Genomic DNA, 19,365 nt, shown 5'->3' on the forward strand with positions numbered 1-19,365 from the left:
ATCCCGGCCGCGCCCTATCGCGGCCCCCCCCGTCTGCGCCGCCCGCGGCCCCGGGCCGGAATGTCTCCCCCGCCAGCAACCGCCCGGACCCGGCCGGAGGGGCTGGCGGCCAGCACCGCCTCGATCCACTCGTTCAATCGCCCGCTCTCGGCCAGGGCGCCCTCGAGGTCGCGGTAGGTCCCGGGGTAGCGAAGCGCCATCCAGCGCCAAGCGACGAGCCGCCGGTGCACGCGTTCGGCGAGCTGCAGCGCGTCCTGGCTGGCACGGTCCGGCGGGGGCAGGCGCCCGGCCTTGGGCGGGGCCACGGAGCCCCCGATCGCGTGCTCGACCGCCCAGTCCGCCAGGCGCGAGATGCCCTCGTCGCGCTCGTCCACCGGGCACATCGCGTAGGTCCAGCGATCCAGGAGCGACAGCTCCCGCACCCCGTCGATCGCGGCGGCGATGGCCAGCTGGGTCGAGAGGTCGCCGAGGCGGTAGTTCGGGTCGTCCCGCCGCAGCACCGCCCGCTCGATCCGCCGAAGCGTGCCGAAGAGGCTCTCCGTGCCCATCTCCGCCGCAACGGCCGCCACGATCTCCGCATCCGGCGCAACGGGCGGGCGCAGGTCGGCCGGCGGCTCCGGGGCTGCCTTCAGGGCGCGGGCGATCTGCCGGGGGTCGCCCCCCCCGGCCAGCACCGCGACGATCCCCTCCGCATGGGATCCGCCGAAGCGGCCGGCGCGGCCGCCGATCTGCTTGATCTCCTGCACGGTGAGCGGCCGGTCCTCCTTGCCGTCGTACTTGGTCAGCGCTGAGAACACGACCCGGCGCAGGGGGCCGATATTCAGCCCCATGCCGATCGCGTCCGTCGCGACGAGAACCTCCGCCTCGCCGTCGCGGAAGCGCCTGGCCTCGGCGCGCCGCACCGTCGGGCCCAGGGCGCCATAAACCACCGCCACGCTGCGGCCGCGCCGCATCAACTCGGCGCGCAAGGCGAAGACCTCGCGGCGCGAGAAGGCGATCACGGCATCGCCGCGGCCGATCTCGGCGAGGGGAACCGGGGCAGGGGACGCGACGAGCGGGCCCATGCGCTCCAGCCGGATCTCCTCGATCGGGTCGTTGCAGAGGGTCGCGATGCGCCGGAGCATCGGCGCGGCGTCGGGGGCGCCGAGAAGGATCACCTGCCGCGCCGGGACGCCCATGATGGCGGCGGTCCAGGCCGCCCCGCGCTCGGGATCGGCGAGCATCTGCACCTCGTCGATCACGGCAACGTCAACCGGGGTCTGGAAAGGGCACATCTCAACCGTTGCCGCCGTGTGGCGGCTGCCCGGCACGGGAATGCGCTCCTCGCCGGTCGAGAGCGAGGTCGGGATGCCGCGCGCCTCCAGCGCGTCCCGGTACTCGTGGGCGAGCAGCCGGAGCGGGCCGAGCGCGATCCCGCTCTCGGCCTCGGCTAGCCTGCTCAGGCCGAAATAGGTCTTTCCGGAATTCGTCGGGCCGAGGCAGGCGATGATCTTCCGGTTCAGGGCGCGCGCCGTGGCGAAATGCCCGACATACCGGTCCAGCCCCGCGATCCGTGCCACCGCGGCGTTGCTGATCCGCCGCGTCGGCTGGGCTTCCTCCTCCTGCGCGGGGCCGCGACCCTGCTCCGCCTCCCGCCAGCCCTGCACCTGGCTTTGCAGCGCCTCCAGGGCCGCCGGGTCGAACTCCGGTTCCTGCATGACGCGCCCGCCACGACGGACGGTGACCCGCCGCGCGACCGGGATGATCCCCGCGCGGATCCAGCGATCCGCCTCGTAGCGCGTGCAGCCGAGCAGGGAGGGAACCGCCTCCGCGCCGACCAGCGAGGATTCCCATTCCTTGAGCCGTCGCTCCTCGACGGCCTGGGTTTCGCGGGCCATCCGCGCCGCGGCACGCCGCTCGCCGCGGCGGCGGCGCTCGGCGTCGGTGGCGCGCCAGATGAAGCTGTCGGCCTGCACCGCCGGCATGGCGAAGGCTTCGGCGACGAGTGCCGCGCACTGACCAACGGCTTCCAGCGTGGCCCCGCCCGAACTTCCGCGGGGCAGATCAAGGAGTGCCTCGGCAAGCGCGCTCTCCGGCGTGCCATACCCATTCAGCCGGGCCAGCACCGCCTCGCGCAGCGCCGCGAGAAGGCCCGCATCGCCTGCCTCCGGGTCCGTGATGCTGCTGAGTGCGACGCTGATGTCGTCAAGCCGCGCCGGAAGCGCCTCGGCCTGTCGCGCGAGCGTCATCAGCCTCGACCGCCATGCCTGCCGGCGGATCTCGATCGGCCCGCGGGGCCCCGCATCGTCGGTCATCGGGACCTCCGCTCCGTCCGCCGCGGCATTCGCATTCTTGTGGCGGGGCTCCATCTGGTCTCCTGGGGAACACGGCCAAGCCCTGCTTGGCTGGAATGAGAGGCGAACGCGCAGGCCGAAGTTGCGGTTGGCGCTGGCGGGTTTGCGGATGCTCCGCACCGAACCGAACGCCGATGTCCCTCCTCGAGACAGGCCTTATCCGAATACTTCCGGCATCCACCAAATCTGTCCCGTCCGGCGCATGTTTGCCATGGACAGATGAATCGCGAGAAATCAGGGTGGTAGGCCCTTTCCCTACTCCAAGGTGTCAGCCTGCAACGACCTCTTCGTTCCCATCAGCGCCAGCTCGCGGCCGTGGTCCAGGCGATGGCCGCGGGCGAGACGGAGGCGCGCGACATCCTCGCCGCCGTTACGCCGGGTGGGGGCAAGTCGCTGCTCCCCGTGCTCGCCGCCGCGGCCCTGATCGGGGCCGGCATTGTCGAGCGTGTCTGCTGGATCGTGCCGCGCGACAGCCTGCGCCTGCAGGCCGAGGAGGCCTTCGCCGATCCCGCCTGGCGCGCCACCCTCGGCCACGCCCTCTCCGTCCGCGCGGCCGAGAACGCGCCCGATCCCTGCCGCGGGCTGGCCGGCTACGTCACCACTTATCAGGCCGTCGCCGCCGCCCCCGACCTGCACCTGGCCGAGTTCCGCCGCCACCGCACGCTGCTCGTCATCGACGAGATGCACCACCTGCCCGCGCTGGCTGAGACCGACCCGGTCGCGGCGGCCCAGGCCGAGGCCGCGGGGGAGGACCAGGCGAGCGCCTGGTCCCGCGCCATCCTGCCCCTGCTGGAGACCTCGGCCGTGCGCCTGCTGCTCTCCGGCACGCTGGAGCGTGCCGACGGGCGCGGCATTCTCTGGCTGCCCTATCGCCGTGGCCCGCGGGCGCGCACGCGCGAGGTGGAGCTGGACGCCGAGGGATGGGCGGTGGTCGGCTACTCCCGCGCGCAGGCGCTGGCCGAGCGCGCCGTGCTGCCCGTCACCTTCGGCGCGCTCGACGGCGAGGCAAGCTGGCGCGAGGAGGAGGTGGAAGTCGGGCCCCACCGCCTCTCCGCCCCCTTTCCTTCGGAGACCACCCGCCCCGCGCTCTTCACCGCGCTCCGGACCGGCTTTGCCGAGGCGCTCCTGCGGGAGGCCTTCGTCGCTATCCGGGATCTCCGGACCCGGCGCCGCGAGGCGCGCGGCCTGCCGCCCGGCGCCCCGGCCCGGGGCCTGGGCAAGCTGCTGGTGGTCGCGCCCGACCAGACGGCCGCCCGGCACTATCTCGAGGTCCTCCGCCGCTGGATCCCGCCCGCCCAGGCCGAGGAGGTCTCCGCCCTCGCTACCTCCGACACCCCGCGGGCGCACGAAGTGCTCGCCGCCTTCCGGTTGCGGCCCGAGCCCTCGATCCTGGTGACCGTCGCCATGGCCTATGAGGGGCTGGACGCGCCCGAGGTCGCCGTGGTGGCCGCGCTCACCCACATCCGCTCGCGCCCCTGGCTGGAACAGATGGTCGCCCGCGCGACGCGGGTGGACCCGCAGGCCGGGCCCTACGAGGAGCAGCGCGCGCTGGTGTTCCACCCCGACGATCCCCTGTTCGGCGGGTTTCGGCGGAGGATGGAGACGGAGCAGGGGACGCTGGCAAAGCGCCCGCAGGAGAGACGGCGCCAGCCCATCCTGCCCATGTGGCTCCTGGACCAGCTCCCCCCGGCCAAGGAGGGCATCACCCCGCTGGCCTCGAACGCGCTCGCGCTCCGCTACGACACGCTCCGGCCCGGGCCCGAACTCGCGATGCGCCGCCCCGAGCAGGAGGAAGCACAGGGCGAGATGCTAGAGGTGCCCTCCGCGGCCGAACGGCGCCTGCGCGCGCGGTTGGGCGAGATGGTCGCGATCCAGGCCGTGGAGGACGAGGCGGGGCGGGCGGGGCCGCGGGCCGGCGTTGCGGGGCCCGGGCTGTACCACCGCTACAACGCCTGCCTGAAGCGCATCATGGGCGACAAGAGCCGGGCGCAGATGACGCTGGCGGAGTTGCAGGCCGCGATCGGCTGGCTCGAGCGCAACCGGCTCTCCGACCATCTTCACCTGCTGGACCACGACCCCCGCTACGCTTGGTCCGTCCGGAAACGGGGCGCGTGGAAGCCGCCGGTGGCACGGCGTGCTGGCCCGGGTGGGGCATCGGCCAAAGCGGCTGGGTGACACGACAGGGCGGACACGCTGCCCACGCTCACCGACGCGCATCTCGTCTGCGGCCGTATCCAGCCCGATGCGAAGCGCGGTGCAGCATCAGCCAAGGGCGAGCTTCGCCACCAGCCCGACTGCCGCAGTGATGCCGAGGGTTTTCAGCAGACCCAGCCTGAGGCGGAACAGGCAGACTGCCGCGAGCGCGGCGAGCGCCAGGGCGAGCGGGTCCAGGCTGCCCGGAACCGGCATGTCCAGCGTCGCCGGCCCAACCTCCACCCGCCGCACCTCGGCGAAGAGCACGCGCAGGCCGAACCAGAGGGCCAGGTTGGCGATCACTCCGACCACGGCGGCCGTGACGGCAGCCAGCGCGCTGGTCAGTTCGCGGTTGGAGTGCAGCCGCTCAACATAGGGCGCGCCGAGGAAGATGAAGACGAAGCAGGGGGCGAAGGTAACCCAGACCGTCAGCAAGGCAGCCAGCACGCCCCAGCCGAGCCCGCCCGCGCCATAGCCGGCCAGGAAGCCGACGAACTGCAGCATCAGAATCAGCGGCCCCGGCGTGGTCTCAGCCAGTCCGAGGCCGACCAGCATCTGGTCGGGCGTCAGCCAGCCGTAGCCCTGCACGGCCGCCTGCGCCACGTAGGCGAGCACGGCGTAAGCGCCTCCGACGGTGACCACCGCCATCTTCGAGAAGAACCAGGCAACATCGGCGAGAACCCCTGCGCCGGCCGCCATGAGCAGGGCGACCGGCAGCAGCCAGAGCGCCACGGCGACCCAGCCCGCCCGCCACGCCCTGGCCGCCAGGCGGGCAGGGCGCCCAGGGTCGGCCGCGAGCACCGCGTCCAGCGCCGCGGGCGGCCCATCCTTCGCGGTGCCGTGGCCGCCCCCCCTGAATGCCCCCGGGGCGAAGTAGCCGATGAGCGCCGCCGCCAGCACGACGCCGGGGAAGGGGACACCGAAGACATAGAGCGCGAGGAAGGCGGCCGCGGCCAGCGCGAGCGCGGCGTCCGTCTTGAGCGCCCGCCGCGCCACGCGCAACAGCGCCTCGACCACCAGCACCAGCACGGCGCACTTCAGCCCGAAGAACAGCGCCGAGACGACGGGGACCTCGCCCAAGGTGGCGTAGAGAACGGAGAGGCCGAGCATGACGGCCATGCCTGGAAGCACGAACAACGTGCCTGCCGCGATCCCGCCGCGGACGCCGTGCATCAACCAGCCCAGGTAGGTGGCAAGCTGCTGCGCCTCCGGTCCTGGCAGGAGGGTGCAGAAGTTCAGCGCGTGCAGGAACCGTGCGTCCGAAACCCAGTTGCGCTCATCGACAACTTCCCGGTGCAGGAGGGCGATCTGCCCGGCCGGTCCACCGAAGGATAGAAGGCCGATCTTAAGCCAGACCCGCAGCGCCTCCTTGAAGGCTGGAAGGCGTGGCTCACCCGCGGCAGTCGCCTCGGACGGCACATCGGTGCCAAGGGTGGTTTTGCTCACGCCATTGTCTCCGAACGCGCATCTGAGGCCGCCGCAGGGCTGTGGTGCATCCAGCCGGCCAGGTCCCGGCTCCCGCAGGCAAAGGCATCGTACTGGCCCAGGGCAGCGCCGAGTTGGCCCAGGTCACCCCGGTACATCCGCGACAACCTGAGCGAGGCGGCCAGCGGGCCTGCCGTTTCCGGCATGAGATCGGGGCGGCCCGTGTCGGTGCTGCGCATGATGGGGGCGAGGCAGGAGGGGGCCTCCGACCTGAGGCCGAACGCCTCGATCATGGAGTCGACGGTGCAGCCCTCTCCGCGGTGGCTCCAGCAGACGTCCTCCATGTCGGACGCGGTCGCGCCGAAGCGGACCGTGAACGCACTGACCTCCGGGCTGGACTGGTTGTTCAAAAAGGTGCGGGCCTGGGGATCCGGGTCCGGGATCCGGTCAGGCCGGAGGTGAAATCCATTCCTCGGCGCCTGGGCGGCAAAGCGGCCCTCCGGCAGGTAGGACCCCGCATCGGCATGGCGCAGCCAGGCCGCGGGTTGCGATGGGCGGGGACGCCGCATCAGGTCCGGCCGGCGCGGGACTGGCTGGCCGGTCTGGGACGATCGGATTTCACAGCGTCTGCTCCCAGCGCGCGGATGAAGTCCTGCGCCAGCCTTGACGCCGGGCGCAGGCGCGCGGTGACGAGGCGGGCGGTACTGGGAAGGGTGGGCCGGAAAGGGCGGCTGACCAGGTCGTCGGCGCGCGCCCCCATCAGCCCGAAGCCATCCATCAGCGCGATGCCCACGCCGGCCCGGACAAGCGCGCAGGCCGCATGGGTGTGGGACACTTCGACGGCGATGCGGAAGGGGATGTTCCTGTCCGCAAAGGCGCGGGCCACCTGCTCGCTCAGGACGAGGTTGCGGCTCGGGCAGATGAGCGGGTGGTCGGCCAGGGCCTCCGGCCCGATGCTGCGCCGGCTCGCCAGGGGATGACCGGGCTGCATCACGCAGGCCAGGCCCGTGCTCTGCAGGTCCCGCACGACCAGGGCCTCGTGGCCGACAGGCCCGATGATGAAGCCCAGATCATCCCGGTGCGACGCGATCCGCTGGATGATCTCGTGCGCGCTGAAGGTCTGCAGGGTGATCGCACTCTCCGGCCGCATCTCCCGGAAGCGTCGGATCGCGGCCGGCAGGATGGAACTCGCGAGGGACGGGATGGCGGCGATGGCCAGGATGCCGGCCCGCCCCTCCCTCAGTTCCCCGGCCATGCGCTGCACCAGCTCGATCGCGGTGAAGGCTCCGAGCGTGCCGGGGAACATGATCTGCGCCTCCGCCGTCGGCCGCAGTCGCCTGCGCTCCCGCACGAAGAGGGCGAAGCCGAGCCGCGCCTCCGCCTTCTGCAGCATCCGCGTGACGGCGGGCTGGGAGACGTTCAGCGCCGCCGCCGCGGCGGTGACGCTGCCGAGCTCCATCACGCGGCGGAAGACCTCCATCTCCCGCAGTTCGAAGGTCATAACCAACGGACATGATCCCTGCGCATAACGGCATTTGCGCACATCATCCCCGGCGCGACAAACTCACCCTGCCGGGCCGCCGAGAGCCCGCCGCGGGACGGAGGGACGTTGCGTTGAAGGTGGTGGAGATCCGCGCCTATCTGCTGGGCTTCGCGCCCACGCCCGCCATCGGCAACGCGTCGCGCATGATCCGCCGGCGGGACTTCCTGTTGCTGGAACTGGTGGCCGACACCGGCGCACGCGGTTGGGGCGAGGTCTTCGCTTCGCCGGCTGCCGCGGCAGCCCTGGTCCGCACGCGGCTCGCGCCGATCGTGCTCGGCGCATCGCCGCATCACCATGGCCGCCTTTACGACCGGATGCTCGGCACGCTCGGCTATGACCGGCGGGGCCCGGGGATGATGGCGATTTCGGCCGTGGACATGGCTCTGCACGACCTCGCCGCGCAGGACCGGGGCATCAGCGTGGCCGAGGCGCTTGGCGGTGCGCTGCGCACGCGATTGCCCGCCTATGCCAGCGCGCCCTTCATCACCACGGATGCCGTGGAGCCCTATGGCCATTACGCGGCCGAGATCGACACCATTCTCCGGCGCAACTTCCGCGCCTTGAAACCGCGCGCCGGCGTCTCCCCCCGAGCGGACGGGATGATGGCGGCGGCGGTGCGCCGGCAGGTCGGGCCGGACGTCTCGATCATGGTGGACATCAACCAGGGCTACACGGCCCGTGCGGCGATCGAGTCCGCGCGCCACATGGAGGAAGTTGGCCTCCTCTGGATGGAGGAGCCTGTCCAGCCGGAGGACGTGGCGGGCTATGCCGCGATCTCCGCCGCCGTTCCGGTCGCTGTCGCGGGCGGCGAGGCGCTGGCCAGCCCTGCGGCCTTCCGGGACTTCCTGGCCGCGGGCGCGATGTCCGTGCTGCAGCCGGACCTTACCGTGTGTGGCGGCTATACGGGCTTCCTTCGCATCGCGGCGCTCGCTTCGGCCTATGACATCCCGGTCATGCCGCACGTCTTCGGGACGGTGGTGAACATGCGCGCGGCATTGCAGGCCGCGGCGCTCGTCACGCCGCGCCGCGGCGTGCCGGGGGAGTATCCCTGGATCGAGTACGACGCCTCCGCCAACCCGCTGCTGGAGATCGCGGGGGCGCTGCCGGTCGAGGCGGACGGCACGATGATTGTGCCCGACGCGCCGGGCACCGGGCTGGACCTGCAAGGGGAACGGCTGGCGCCCTGGATCAGCGAGACCTGGCGCCTTGTCGCCTGAACGCCCCATGGAGGAGACGACATGCAGATGGTGACCCGCCGCTCGGCCCTCGGGGCGCTTGCCCTGGCAGCACCCGCCCTCGTGCTGCCCCGGGCCGGCCGCGCGGCCGCCTGGCCGGAGCGGGCGGTGACCCTCGTCGTGCCCTTTCCACCGGGCGGCAGCAACGACGTGGTGACGCGGATGGTGGCCCAACCCCTTTCCCAGGCGCTGGGCCAGCCCTTCGTGGTGGACAACCGCCCTGGCGCCAACGGCAACATCGGTGCGGCGCAGGTCGCCCGCGCGGCGCCGGATGGCTACACGGTGCTCGTCTCCGGGAACGGCCAGAACGCGATGAACCACGGGCTGTACCGCAACATGCCCTATGATTCCCGCACGGGCTTCACCCATGTCGCACAGCTCGCCTCCCTGCCCAACGCCCTGATCGTCGCGGAAAGCTTTCCGGCGCGCACGCTGCAGGACCTGATCCGCATGGCGAAGGAGAAGCCGGGCGACATCACCTTTGCCAGTCCCGGCAGCGGCTCCTCCGGCCATCTCGCCATGGCGATGCTGATGCGCGCCGCAGGGATCGAGATGCTGCACGTTCCCTACCGCGGCGCCGCGCCTGCCATCACCGACGTGATTGCAGGGCAGGTGCCGGTGGTGATGATCAACGTGGACATTCCCCTGCCGCATGTGCGCGCCGGCCGGCTGCGCGTGCTCGCCGTGACGAGCGAGGCGCGAAGCCCGCTCTATCCTGAGGCGCCGACGATCGCCGAGAGCGGTTATTCCGGCTTCTCCGCGAATGGCTGGCTCGGCCTCTCCCTCCCGGCCGGCGCGCCGGCCGACATCGTGGCCCGCCTGCACGACGCCGCCGCCCGGGCGCTCCAGGACCCGCAGGTGCGGGAGCGGTTTGCGGCCAGTGGCTACATCCCCGGCGGGGGCTCGTCCGCCGACTACGCCCGCTTCATCGATGCCGAGATCGCCAAGTGGGGAAGCGTGACGCGCGACCTCAACATCGTGCTGGAGTAGGGGCGCCATGAACTTCCTCGATCGCCGCGAGCGCCGCGACATCACCGACGCGATGCGCGCCGAGGTCCTGGAGGACCTTCCGGAGCTGGCCCAGATCGGGAACGAGGAGCTGCGGCACAAATGCGTTGAGGTCTGGTGCCTCGCCCTCGCCGAGAGCAGCTTCGCGCGCATTTCCGATATCCCCGGCGAGTCCAACCCCGGCCAGTTCGTCCTGCGGCGCGGCGACCAGGCCGCGCATCTGCGGGGCGTGACCCGCATCGCCCTTTCCATCGCGGACGAGTTCGCGGCGATGGATCCCGGCGTGCGGATCGACCGCGACCTGGTGATCGCCGGTGGGCTGACACACGACGTGGGCAAGCCGTGGGAATTCGACGCGGCCAACCGCGCGCGCTGGACGGGCGATCCCTCGGCCACGGGTCTGCCCTCGCTCCGCCATCCCGTCTACGGCGCGCATCTCTGCATCGCGGTCGGGTTGCCGGAGGAGCTGGCGCACATCGCCCTCGCCCATTCCTTCGAGGGGGAACACCTGATCCGCAGCCTGGAATGCCTCATCGTGCAGCGGGCGGACCACCTCTGGTGGGCGATCGCCGGCGGCTGCGGGCTTCTGCAGCCCTCGGGCGATGCGATCCTCGAGACCCGAAGGATCGTGCCCCGCCCACTCCGCGACTGACCTCGCCCGCCGTCCAGGAAAGGAAGCCGACATGAGATCGGTCCCTCGCCGCACCGCCCTGTTCCTCCCGGCCCTGCTGGCGGCCGGGCCGGCCCGCGCCGAATGGCCGGACCGGCCGGTCCGCATCATCGCGCCCTTCGCGCCGGGCGGAAGTTCCGACCTCATCGCGCGCCTGATCGGGACGGAGTTGCAGACTCGGCTGGGCCAGCCCGTGGTGGTGGAAAATCGCGGAGGTGCCAATGGCGCAATCGGGATGGCGGCCGCGGCCCAGGCGCCCGCCGACGGCTACACGCTCGTGCAGGGCCATATCGGCACGCATGCGATCACGCCCGCCATCATGCGCAGCCCTGGCTACGACACGCTGCGCGACTTCACCACCGTCGCGATCCCCGCCACCTCCTCCTCCGTGCTGGTGGTGCCGCAGGCCAGTCCGGTGCGGGACCTGAAGGGGCTGCTCGACCTCGCGCGCGCCAGGCCGGGCGAGCTGAGCTATGGCTCCCCGGGCATCGGCTCGCCCTCTCACGTCACGGTCGTGCTGCTCTCGAAGATGACGGGGATCAACGCGCAGCACGTGCCCTATCGCGGCGGCGGCCCGGCCGTGACGGATCTGGTGGGCGGCACGCTGGACTTCATGTTCGCCGGCCCTTCCGAAGTGATGGGGCAGGTCCAGTCCGGCCGCCTGCGCGCCCTGGCCACCACCGGCGAGCAGCGCTCACCGGGCAGCCCGCACCTGCCCACCGTCGCGGAGGCGGGCGTCCCTGGGTTCCGGTTCACCGTCTGGCACGCGCTGTCCGTCCGTGCTGGCACGCCGCCCGCGCTTCTCCAGCGGTTGCGCCAGGAGGTCGCGGCCATCTTTGGCAAGGAGGCGATCCAGCTTCGCCTCCGCGACGTGGGCCTGGAACGCGGACCTGCCGATGCCGCGGCCGGAGACGCCATGCTGCGGGCCGAGGTGACGAGATGGGGCGCGCTCGTCCACGAGGCCGGCATCCAGGCGGAGTGATCGACGCCCGTGCGGGGGCGGAACCAGCACCGGGCAACCATTTTAGATCCGGTCCTCCGAGACAGATGGCCATCGCCTGCCCAGTGGGCCTCCGTCGTCGCTCACCTGATTTTTCCCGGTAGCCCGACCCGAGTGCTCCTCGGCACCGGCTGACCTGGGCAGAGCAAACTGCCGGCTCCGGATGCGGGCGAAGTGCCCCGGGGGCAGCGAACCGGCCTTCTCCGCGTTGGACCCGAGGCCGGATGCCCCGCGATCCTTGCGGGCATCACCCCTGCCATTGTGGTCGGGTGGCCAGTGATGGGGGCGAGATGCCTGACTTAGCCAGGATGACGAAACGGCAGGAAGTCCTCGCGGATTTCGGCGAGTTCGCCCTGCGCTCCCAGCAGCTCGACAGCGTCCTGGCCGAGGCATGCCGCCTTGTGGGCGAGGCGCTCGAAACCGGCCGCGCTAAGGTCCTGGAGATCCAGGACGCGGGAAAAACGTTGTTCCTGCGGGCCGGGGTGGGCTGGGATCCAGGGGCTGTCGGCGAACTGCGGATGCCCATGGAGGAGCACACCTCCGAGACCTTCGCGGTCGCGGCCGGCGGGCCGGTGATCTCCCAGGACATCGGCCGGGAGGACCGCTTCGACGTTCCGCCCTTCATGCGGGAGGCCGGGGTGGTCGCCCTGGTGAACGTGCCGATTTTCCTTCCGGGGGGCCGAGCCTACGGTCTGCTGCAGGTGGACGACACCAGGCCCCGTGACTTCGGCAACGACGACATCCAGTTCCTCCGCACCTACAGCACCATCCTCGGCCCGGTCATCGATCGGCTGCTCATGGCCCGGGATCTGCGGAGGAGCGAGGAGCGCTTCCGCCTCACCGTGGAGGCGGCGCTCGACTACGCCATCTTCGTCACCGACCCGCAGGACCGTATCGCCGACTGGCTGCCCGGGGCAGAGGCCGTCTTCGGCTGGGCGGCGGAGGAAGCGGTCGGGCAGCCCGCCGCCATCACCTTCACGCCCGAGGACCGGGCGAGCGGCCAGGACCGGTGGGAAACCGACACGGCTCGCCGGGAGGGCGTTGCCCCGAACGTCCGCTGGCACGTCCGGAAGGACGGCGGGCGCGTCTTCATCGAGGGCTCCACCCGGGCCCTGCGCGACGCGGACGGTACACTGCTCGGCTTCCTCAAGATCGGCCAGGACGTCACCGCGCGCCGCGAGGCCGGGGAACGCCTCCGGGAGAGCGAGGAGCGCTTCCGGCAGTTCAGCGATGCCTCCTCGGACGTCATCTGGGTCCGCGACGCCGAGACCCTGCGGATCGAGTATCTCAGCCCGGCTTTCGAGGCGGTCTACGGGGAGAGCCGGGAGGCGGTCCTGGGCGAGGGCGGCCTGCAGCACTGGGCCGGGCTGGTGCATCCCGAGGACCGCGAGCGGGCACTCTCCATGATCAGGCAGGTCCAGGCCGGAGAGCGGGTCCTGAACGCCTTCCGGATCCTGCGGTCCTCCGACGGCGAGACCCGCTGGATCGAGAACACGGACTTCCCGCTGTTCGACGCATCGGGCCGGGTTCAGCGCATCGCCGGGCTTGCCAAGGACGTGACGGAGGCGCGGATGAGCGCCGCCCGGCTGGAGGTGCTGGTCGCCGAGTTGCAGCACCGCAGCCGCAACCTCCTCGGCGTGGTCGCCTCGGTCGCGTCCAAGACCCTCGGCCACGAGGGGCCCGCCGCCGACTTCCAGGCGCGGCTTCAGGCCCTCAGCCGGGCGCAGGGCCTGCTCAGCCAGTTCGGCAGCGACAATGCCGAGGTCGGCGCCCTGGTCCGGGCCGAGCTGGCGGCGCACACGGATGTCCGCCCGCCGAAGGTGGTGGTCTCCGGCCCCCGGGTGCTTCTCACGGCGCGGCAGGTGCAGAACTTCTCCCTCGCCCTGCACGAGTTGACCACCAACGCGGTGAAGTACGGTGCCCTGCGGGATGACGCGGGGCAGCTCACGGTTTCCTGGACCGGGGACCAGGACGAACGGGGACAGCGCCGTCTGACGCTGGACTGGATCGAGAGCGGCATGGAGCTGCAGCCAGTGGCGATGACCCGGCACGGCTACGGCCGCCAGCTGATCGAGAGGGCTCTCTCCTACGCCCTCCGGGCCAGGACCGAGTTCGTGCTCGGGGAGGACGGTGTGCGGTGCCGCATCCAGCTTCCTCTTCAGTAAGCTACGTTGTGGCGATTGCCGCGATCCGGCTCTACGCCAACTTCCCTTCCAGGTTGGCGTGAGGTTCATGTTCGAAGCCGCCGGGCCGTTGACTGGTCGCCGCATCCTGCTGGTCGAGGACGAGTACCTGATCGCGGAGGTCATGGAGGAGTGGCTGAGCCGGGCCGGGGCAGTCGTTGTCGGGCCGGTGCCGGGCGTGGCGCAGGCGCTCGAGCTCATCGGGGACGGGGCGGGCGCGGTGGACGGGGCGGTGCTGGACGTGAACCTCGGCCCTGGCGCGACCGCCTACCCCGTCGCGGACAGGCTGGCGGAACTCGGGGTGCCCTACCTGTTCGCGACAGGGGATGTCCGGATCATCGATGACTCGGTGCATCGGGAGCGGCCGCGCCTCGACAAGCCCGTGACGAGGCCGCAGCTGCTGAAGGCGGTAGAGCAGCTCCTGGCGGCCCGCCCGGTGCCGCTGCCTGATCGGAGCTCCCGGCAAGATGCAGGGATAGAAAGCGGTAACCGCGACTGAACTGCCCCGCCCGGGCCTATGCCGGGCATTTCTCAAAACGTCACGCTACGCTTGATTCGCGCGTCCACTTGGCCCGTGGCGTCCGGGAATCTGCCTGCCTTCCCGCTGGCAACTCCCCGCCGGGCAGGATGATCCGTCGTGGATCGCCTGAGCTGCCCATGCCATGGTGGGCCGCGTTGGGGGCGCGCCAACGGGCCGCCGCCCTCGACCGTGCTTGCCGCAGGAGGAACCGTGCCGCCCGGCAAAGAAGTCGAAGGGACTTCGGAACCCCGCAGGAAGGCAGGCGAAAGCCACATCTCCCTGTCCGAGGAGCGGGACGCACTGGCTGCCGAGAACCGACTGCTCCGGGCTGACGCCCGGTCCCAGGCGGCGGCGAGGGGCGAGTTGCTTCGAAGGGTCTCGGACGCCGAGGCGCGGGTCTCTGCCCGGGAGGAATCGCTGAGGGCCAGCGGCGAGGCACTGCGCATTTCGCTCGCGGAGGCCCGGCTCCTGGCCGAGAGCCTGGAGGTGGCCAATACCGCGCTCACCCTCAGGAATTCCTACCTTGAGGACGGCGCCGCGGCGCGGGTGGCGGAGCTGGAAGCGGCCAACGACGCCCTTCGTCGGGACGAGGAGCATCTGCGGCTCGTGTTCGAGAGCGCGACCGAGTACGCGATCTTCACCCTGGACCTCGAGGGACGTGTCACGAGCTGGAACCCCGGCGCCCAGCGCATCCTCGGCTACGGGGAAGACGAGATCGTCGGGCAGCCCGCGCACATCATCGTCACGCCGGAGGACCGGGCCGCGAGGCGGCCTGAGATCGAGATGAGCCGGGCCGTGGAGCACTGCCGGGCCAGGGACGAGCGCTGGCACCTGCGGGCCGATGGGTCCCGGTTCTGGGCGGTCGGGATGCTGATGCCGCTCCTGAGCCGGAACGGAGATCTGCAGGGCTTCCTGAAGATCCTGCGCGACCACACGGAACGCCGGGAACACGACGAGCGTCTGGCCCTGCTGAACGACGAGCTGACCCACCGGGTCAAGAACACGCTGGCCGCCGTGCAGTCCGTCGCTGCCCATACGCTTCGTGGGTCGGACCTGTCCGTGGCTCTGCAGTCCACCCTCGTCGAGCGTCTCAAGGCGCTCGGGCGCTCCCACGACCTGCTGGTTTGGAACCGGTGGGAGGGTGCCTTGCTGAACGAAGTGCTCGAGCGAACGCTCGAGGCCTATGGCAGTGCTGACGGGGCGAGGCGGTTCTCGATGGCGGGACCGTCCGTCCGGCTGTCGTCGGACATGACGGTCACTCTCAACCTGGCCCTGCATGAGCTGGCGACGAATGCCGCCAAGTATGGCGCCCTCTCGGTGGCGGAGGGATCGGTCGATGTCCGGTGGGAACTCGAGCGAAGCGCCCAGGAACAGGCGCCCGCCGTCGTGATGACCTGGCGCGAGCGGGGAGGGCCGCCGGTTCGGCCGCCCGGGCGTCGCGGCTTCGGATCCCGGATGCTGGAACGTGCCCTGCCGTACCAGTCAGGTGGACAGGTTACCCTCAGCTTTGCGCCGGAAGGCGTTGAATGCCACCTCCGCCTGCCGATCGCGCCGCCGCCACCCGGCTTGTAGGCTTCCAGGCGAAGATGATGCAGAACAGAGGAGATGGCTGCCAGGGGTCGTCCGAAGGACATGCCGCAGAACAATGCCGTGCCGACGATTCGGCTGGTCGGCGCCTTCGGCGAGCGGCGGGCCATCGACCTGCCCGCGGCCGCTGGCTGCCCGACCGTTCTGGCGCGGATGCCCTGGTGCCACCGCATCCTGCTGGAAAACCTCATGCGGCAGCCCGAGCCCGACATGCGGGACGCTGGGCGCACCGCGCTGCTGGCCTGGCTGGAGACGGGGCGGTCTGAGGCGGAGATCCCTTTCGCGCCCACCCGCATCCTGATGCACGACACCACATGCGGTCCGGCTCTGGTGGATATCGCGGCCATGCGCGACGTGCTGGCCCGGGCCGGTGGCGATCCCGCGCGGCTGAACCCCGCCGTACCCGTCGCCACTTCCACCGACCACTCCCTCCCGGTCGATGTCTCCGCGGTGCCTGGCGCACTGCGGATGAACATGGCCAACGAGATGGCCCGGAACGCCGAGCGCTACCGCTTCATGAAATGGGCGGCCGCCTGCGTCAGCGGCTTCCGTGTCTTCCCGCCGGGCACCGGCATCATGCACACCATCAACCTGGAGCGCCTCGCCACCGTGGTGGCGACCGAGATGCGCGACGGGGAAGTTTGGGCCGTGCCGGACACGCTGGTGGGCACGGACAGCCACACGCCGATGGTCAACGGCATCGGCGTGCTGGGCTGGGGCGTGGGCGGGATCGAGGCCGAGGGCGTGATGTTCGACGTCCCCGTCTCGCTGCGCGTGCCGGAGGTGATCGGGGTACGATTGAGCGGGGCGCTGCCGGAAGGGTCTTTCGCCACGGACCTGGCGCTCGCCGTCACGCAGATGCTGCGCAGGTACGGCATCGCCGGCGAGTTCGTAGAGTTCTTCGGGCCGGGCGTCGGCACGCTCACCGCCGGGCAGCGCGCCGTGGTGTCCAACATGGCGCCCGAATACGGTGCCACCACCGGCATGTTCCCCATCGACGGCCACACGCTGGACTACCTGCGCGCCACGGGGCGTGACGCCGCGCAGGTCGCGCTGGTGGAGGCCTACGCAAAGGCCCAGGGGCTCTGGTACGACCCGGACAACGCGCCGCGCTACACCGACGTGCTGGAACTGGACCTGTCTTCCCTTCGCCCCTCCCTTGCCGGGCCGCGCCGGCCTCAGGACCGGCTGGCGCCCGCCCAGGTTCCGGCGGCGCTGGAGGCGGCGGGAACCTGCATCGCCTTGGAAGGGCAGGGGGGCATCCCCTCCGACGCGGTGGCGATCGCCGCGATCACGTCCTGCACCAACACGACCGATCTCGGCCTGCTGGTCGCGGCCGGGCTGGTGGCGCGCAAGGCGCGTGCGCTGGGCTTGTCCGTGCCGCCCTGGGTGAAGACCTCGCTCACGCCCGGCTCTCCCAGCGCGGAGCGGCGCCTCGGGCGCGTGGGCCTGCTGGACGACCTGGAGGCGCTCGGCTTCGGCATTGCCGGCTATGGCTGCGCGACCTGCATCGGCAATTCCGGGCCGCTTCTGCCCGCCGTGGCCCAGGCCGTGGAGGAGGGCGGGTTGAAGCCCGTCGCTGTCCTCTCGGGCAACCGCAACTTCCCCGGGCGGGTCCACGCACAGATCGAAGCCGCCCTGCTCGCCTCTCCGCCGATGGTGGTCGCCTATGCCGTGGCGGGACGGGCGGGGCTGGACATCACGCGGGAGCCGCTGGGGACGGCGCCCGACGGTCGGCCCGTCCACCTGACCGACATCTGGCCGCGCGCGGCAGAGATCGAGGCGAGCGTCGCGGCGGCGAGCGATCCGGGCGACATCGCCGCGGCGGGAGAGGAGGCGGACCGCTCCGCCGCCTGGGCCGCGCTGGAGGCGCCGGCCACGCCGCTCTTCCCCTGGGATCCCGCCTCCACCTATCTCCGCCCGCCACCCTTCGTGAATTTCGGGCCGGAGAGCCAGGAGGCCGGCGTTCTGGCCGCGCACCCGCTGCTGGTGCTGGGCGACGACATCACGACCGACCACATCTCCCCGGCCGGCTCCATCCCCGCCCGCAGCGACGCGGCCTCCTGGCTGGTCGAGTGCGGCGAGGACCCGCGCGACCTCAACGTCTACGCCTCCCGCCGCGGAAACTGGGAGGTAATGCTGCGCGGGCTCTTCACCAACAAGGCCGCGGTGAACCACCTCGCGCCGGGGTTCCCGGCCGGACGGACGGTTTTTGCGCCCACGGGCGAGGTAATGCCGGCCTGGCGCGCGGCGGCGCGCTATGCGGATGCGGGGCTGCCGGTCGTGATCGTCGCCGGCGAGCGCTACGGCACCGGCTCCTCGCGCGACTGGGCGGCCAAGGGCGCGCAGCTTCTCGGGGCGCGGGCGGTGCTGGCCAACTCCTTCGAGCGCATTCACCGCTCCAACCTCGTCGGCATGGGCGTGCTGCCGCTGCGGCTGCCGGAGGGCTGGCGCTTTGATGTGCTGGGCTTGCGGCCTGGCGACATGATCGAGATCCGCTGGGACCGAGCCGCGCTGGCCCCGCGCGCCGAAGTGCCGGTCACGATCCGCCGCGCCGACGGCACCGCGCGCGAAGACGTCGCGATCGCCCTGCTCGACACGGCGCGCGAGGTTCGCCTGATCCAGGCGGGCGGCATGATCCCGACCATCCTCAGGCGCGCGCTGGCCGCCACGGAGACGCAGGCCGCAAGCGCCTAGCGGCCGCCCCGGCAAGTTCGGGACCGACAGGAAGCAGGACGGAGGAGCGCCGGACAGGGAGGAGTGGCCCCATGGTTCACAAGTGTGCACTGCTCGGCGCATCCCTGGCCGGCAGCCGCCTGGCCTGCCAAGGGAAGGCAGCGCGGACGGGCAGCCCGGTCTGCATCATCTTTCGGCCTGCGGACCCCGCCTGAGCCCTCGTTGAGAGGCTGCGGGCCGGCGCCGTCCAGCCCGGCGAACGCCGGAGCGAGAACGACCCGGCCGGGCTCTCGGCACGTCCCGGTCCCCCGTGCGCGGCGCGCTTCCTGTCCTGCTGGAGGCAGGAATTGTCGAGCTGCTCGTCCGTGTCACCGATCCCGGCCAGGAGGGCGGTCGACGGCGCGGCACCTTCACTGGCAGGGGCGGCTTCGGCCATAGGGCCACGGGCCGCCTAAACCGGGTCGGGTGACCGCGGCGGCGCCGAGCACCCGCCGCTCTGTGGACCTTCTGGTCCCGCACGGCCCACATCACCGCCGCATCGCCGACCGGGGCTGGTGTCGACCTTATTTCACGGTCAACCAGTAGCTCGAACGTGGTGTCCATGCAGGCCCCCCTCCGTCGGACGGGGAAGAGGCCTTCGACGTCGAGGGAGAGGTCGATGCAGCGTCTGCGGCCTGCCCCGGGCAGGCGCCGACGCCAGTACAACAGGTTGCCTCTCCGCCGGAGGTTAGGTGGCGTGCCTCATCGGGTCCCCAATCAGGACCGGTTGGCGCCAATGATGCTGTATGGCCCGGCTTACGCCTTTGATCTGCCAGAGCCCTCGGAAGGGTTGGCTGGGGAACCTGGATTCGAACCAAGACTGCCCGAGTCAGAGTCGGGAGTTCTACCGTTAAACTATTCCCCAACGGCAGGCGGCGCGCCCTATAGCCCGGCCTGTCGGACCCCGCAAGTCGGCGATCGTGCCGAACGGTGGAATAAGGGCTTGCCCCACC

Annotated in this window: 13 protein-coding genes and 1 tRNA gene; 9 read left to right on the forward strand and 5 right to left on the reverse strand. The window is 71.5% G+C overall.

The window, feature by feature from the left end:
* Positions 1 to 14 precede the first annotated feature (14 nt).
* Positions 15 to 2,348: a helicase-related protein gene (locus J5Y10_RS07735; RefSeq protein ID WP_209372415.1), complete on the reverse strand. Its 2,334-nt coding sequence runs from the start codon at positions 2,346 to 2,348 to the stop codon at positions 15 to 17.
* Between the two features lie 258 nt (positions 2,349 to 2,606).
* Here J5Y10_RS07735 and J5Y10_RS07740 point away from each other — a divergent pair, with 258 nt between their 5' ends.
* A complete protein-coding gene (locus J5Y10_RS07740; RefSeq protein WP_280855177.1) occupies positions 2,607 to 4,508 on the forward strand; it encodes a DEAD/DEAH box helicase in 1,902 nt (633 codons plus the stop codon).
* An 87-nt stretch (positions 4,509 to 4,595) separates the two neighbouring features.
* Here J5Y10_RS07740 and chrA read toward each other — a convergent pair whose 3' ends face one another.
* The 3 genes from chrA to J5Y10_RS07755 form a co-directional block, all read right to left on the reverse strand.
* A complete protein-coding gene (chrA, locus tag J5Y10_RS07745; RefSeq protein ID WP_342452866.1) occupies positions 4,596 to 5,972 on the reverse strand; it encodes a chromate efflux transporter in 1,377 nt (458 codons plus the stop codon).
* On the reverse strand, positions 5,969 to 6,361 hold the full coding sequence (locus J5Y10_RS07750; protein ID WP_209372417.1) for a chromate resistance protein ChrB domain-containing protein: 393 nt from the start codon (positions 6,359 to 6,361) through the stop codon (positions 5,969 to 5,971). Before J5Y10_RS07750 ends, chrA begins: the two co-directional genes overlap by 4 nt.
* A 158-nt stretch (positions 6,362 to 6,519) precedes the next feature.
* A complete protein-coding gene (locus J5Y10_RS07755; RefSeq protein WP_245214468.1) occupies positions 6,520 to 7,452 on the reverse strand; it encodes a LysR family transcriptional regulator in 933 nt (310 codons plus the stop codon).
* Between the two features lie 119 nt (positions 7,453 to 7,571).
* On the opposite strand from J5Y10_RS07755, the gene J5Y10_RS07760 reads away from it, so the two are divergent.
* The 8 genes from J5Y10_RS07760 (at position 7,572) to acnA (ending at position 18,394) form a co-directional block, all read left to right on the forward strand.
* Positions 7,572 to 8,711: a mandelate racemase/muconate lactonizing enzyme family protein gene (locus tag J5Y10_RS07760; protein ID WP_342452885.1), complete on the forward strand. Its 1,140-nt coding sequence runs from the start codon at positions 7,572 to 7,574 to the stop codon at positions 8,709 to 8,711.
* Between the two features lie 21 nt (positions 8,712 to 8,732).
* The gene (locus tag J5Y10_RS07765) at positions 8,733 to 9,719 is read left to right on the forward strand and encodes a Bug family tripartite tricarboxylate transporter substrate binding protein (protein WP_209372423.1); all 987 of its coding nucleotides are present in this window, start codon (positions 8,733 to 8,735) and stop codon (positions 9,717 to 9,719) included.
* 7 nt (positions 9,720 to 9,726) lie between these two features.
* Positions 9,727 to 10,389, forward strand: coding sequence for an HD domain-containing protein (locus tag J5Y10_RS07770; RefSeq protein WP_209372425.1), 663 nt, complete (start codon positions 9,727 to 9,729; stop codon positions 10,387 to 10,389).
* A 31-nt stretch (positions 10,390 to 10,420) separates the two neighbouring features.
* Positions 10,421 to 11,389: a Bug family tripartite tricarboxylate transporter substrate binding protein gene (locus J5Y10_RS07775; protein WP_209372426.1), complete on the forward strand. Its 969-nt coding sequence runs from the start codon at positions 10,421 to 10,423 to the stop codon at positions 11,387 to 11,389.
* Positions 11,390 to 11,715: 326 nt separating this feature from the next.
* A complete protein-coding gene (locus J5Y10_RS07780) occupies positions 11,716 to 13,572 on the forward strand; it encodes a PAS domain S-box protein (RefSeq protein WP_209372427.1) in 1,857 nt (618 codons plus the stop codon).
* A gap of 67 nt (positions 13,573 to 13,639) precedes the next feature.
* The gene (locus J5Y10_RS07785; RefSeq protein WP_209372428.1) at positions 13,640 to 14,089 is read left to right on the forward strand and encodes a response regulator; all 450 of its coding nucleotides are present in this window, start codon (positions 13,640 to 13,642) and stop codon (positions 14,087 to 14,089) included.
* 138 nt (positions 14,090 to 14,227) lie between these two features.
* Positions 14,228 to 15,682, forward strand: coding sequence for a sensor histidine kinase (locus tag J5Y10_RS07790; protein WP_342452867.1), 1,455 nt, complete (start codon positions 14,228 to 14,230; stop codon positions 15,680 to 15,682).
* A gap of 33 nt (positions 15,683 to 15,715) precedes the next feature.
* Complete coding sequence (gene acnA / locus J5Y10_RS07795) at positions 15,716 to 18,394, forward strand: aconitate hydratase AcnA (protein ID WP_245214438.1); 2,679 nt, start codon at positions 15,716 to 15,718, stop codon at positions 18,392 to 18,394.
* A gap of 809 nt (positions 18,395 to 19,203) precedes the next feature.
* On the opposite strand, the gene J5Y10_RS07800 is transcribed toward acnA, so the two are convergent.
* Positions 19,204 to 19,277: transfer RNA gene (locus J5Y10_RS07800), tRNA-Gln, on the reverse strand.
* Between the last annotated feature and the right edge of the window lie 88 nt (positions 19,278 to 19,365).

This window comes from Roseomonas indoligenes, assembly GCF_017813365.1.
GTDB lineage: Bacteria > Pseudomonadota > Alphaproteobacteria > Acetobacterales > Acetobacteraceae > Roseomonas > Roseomonas indoligenes.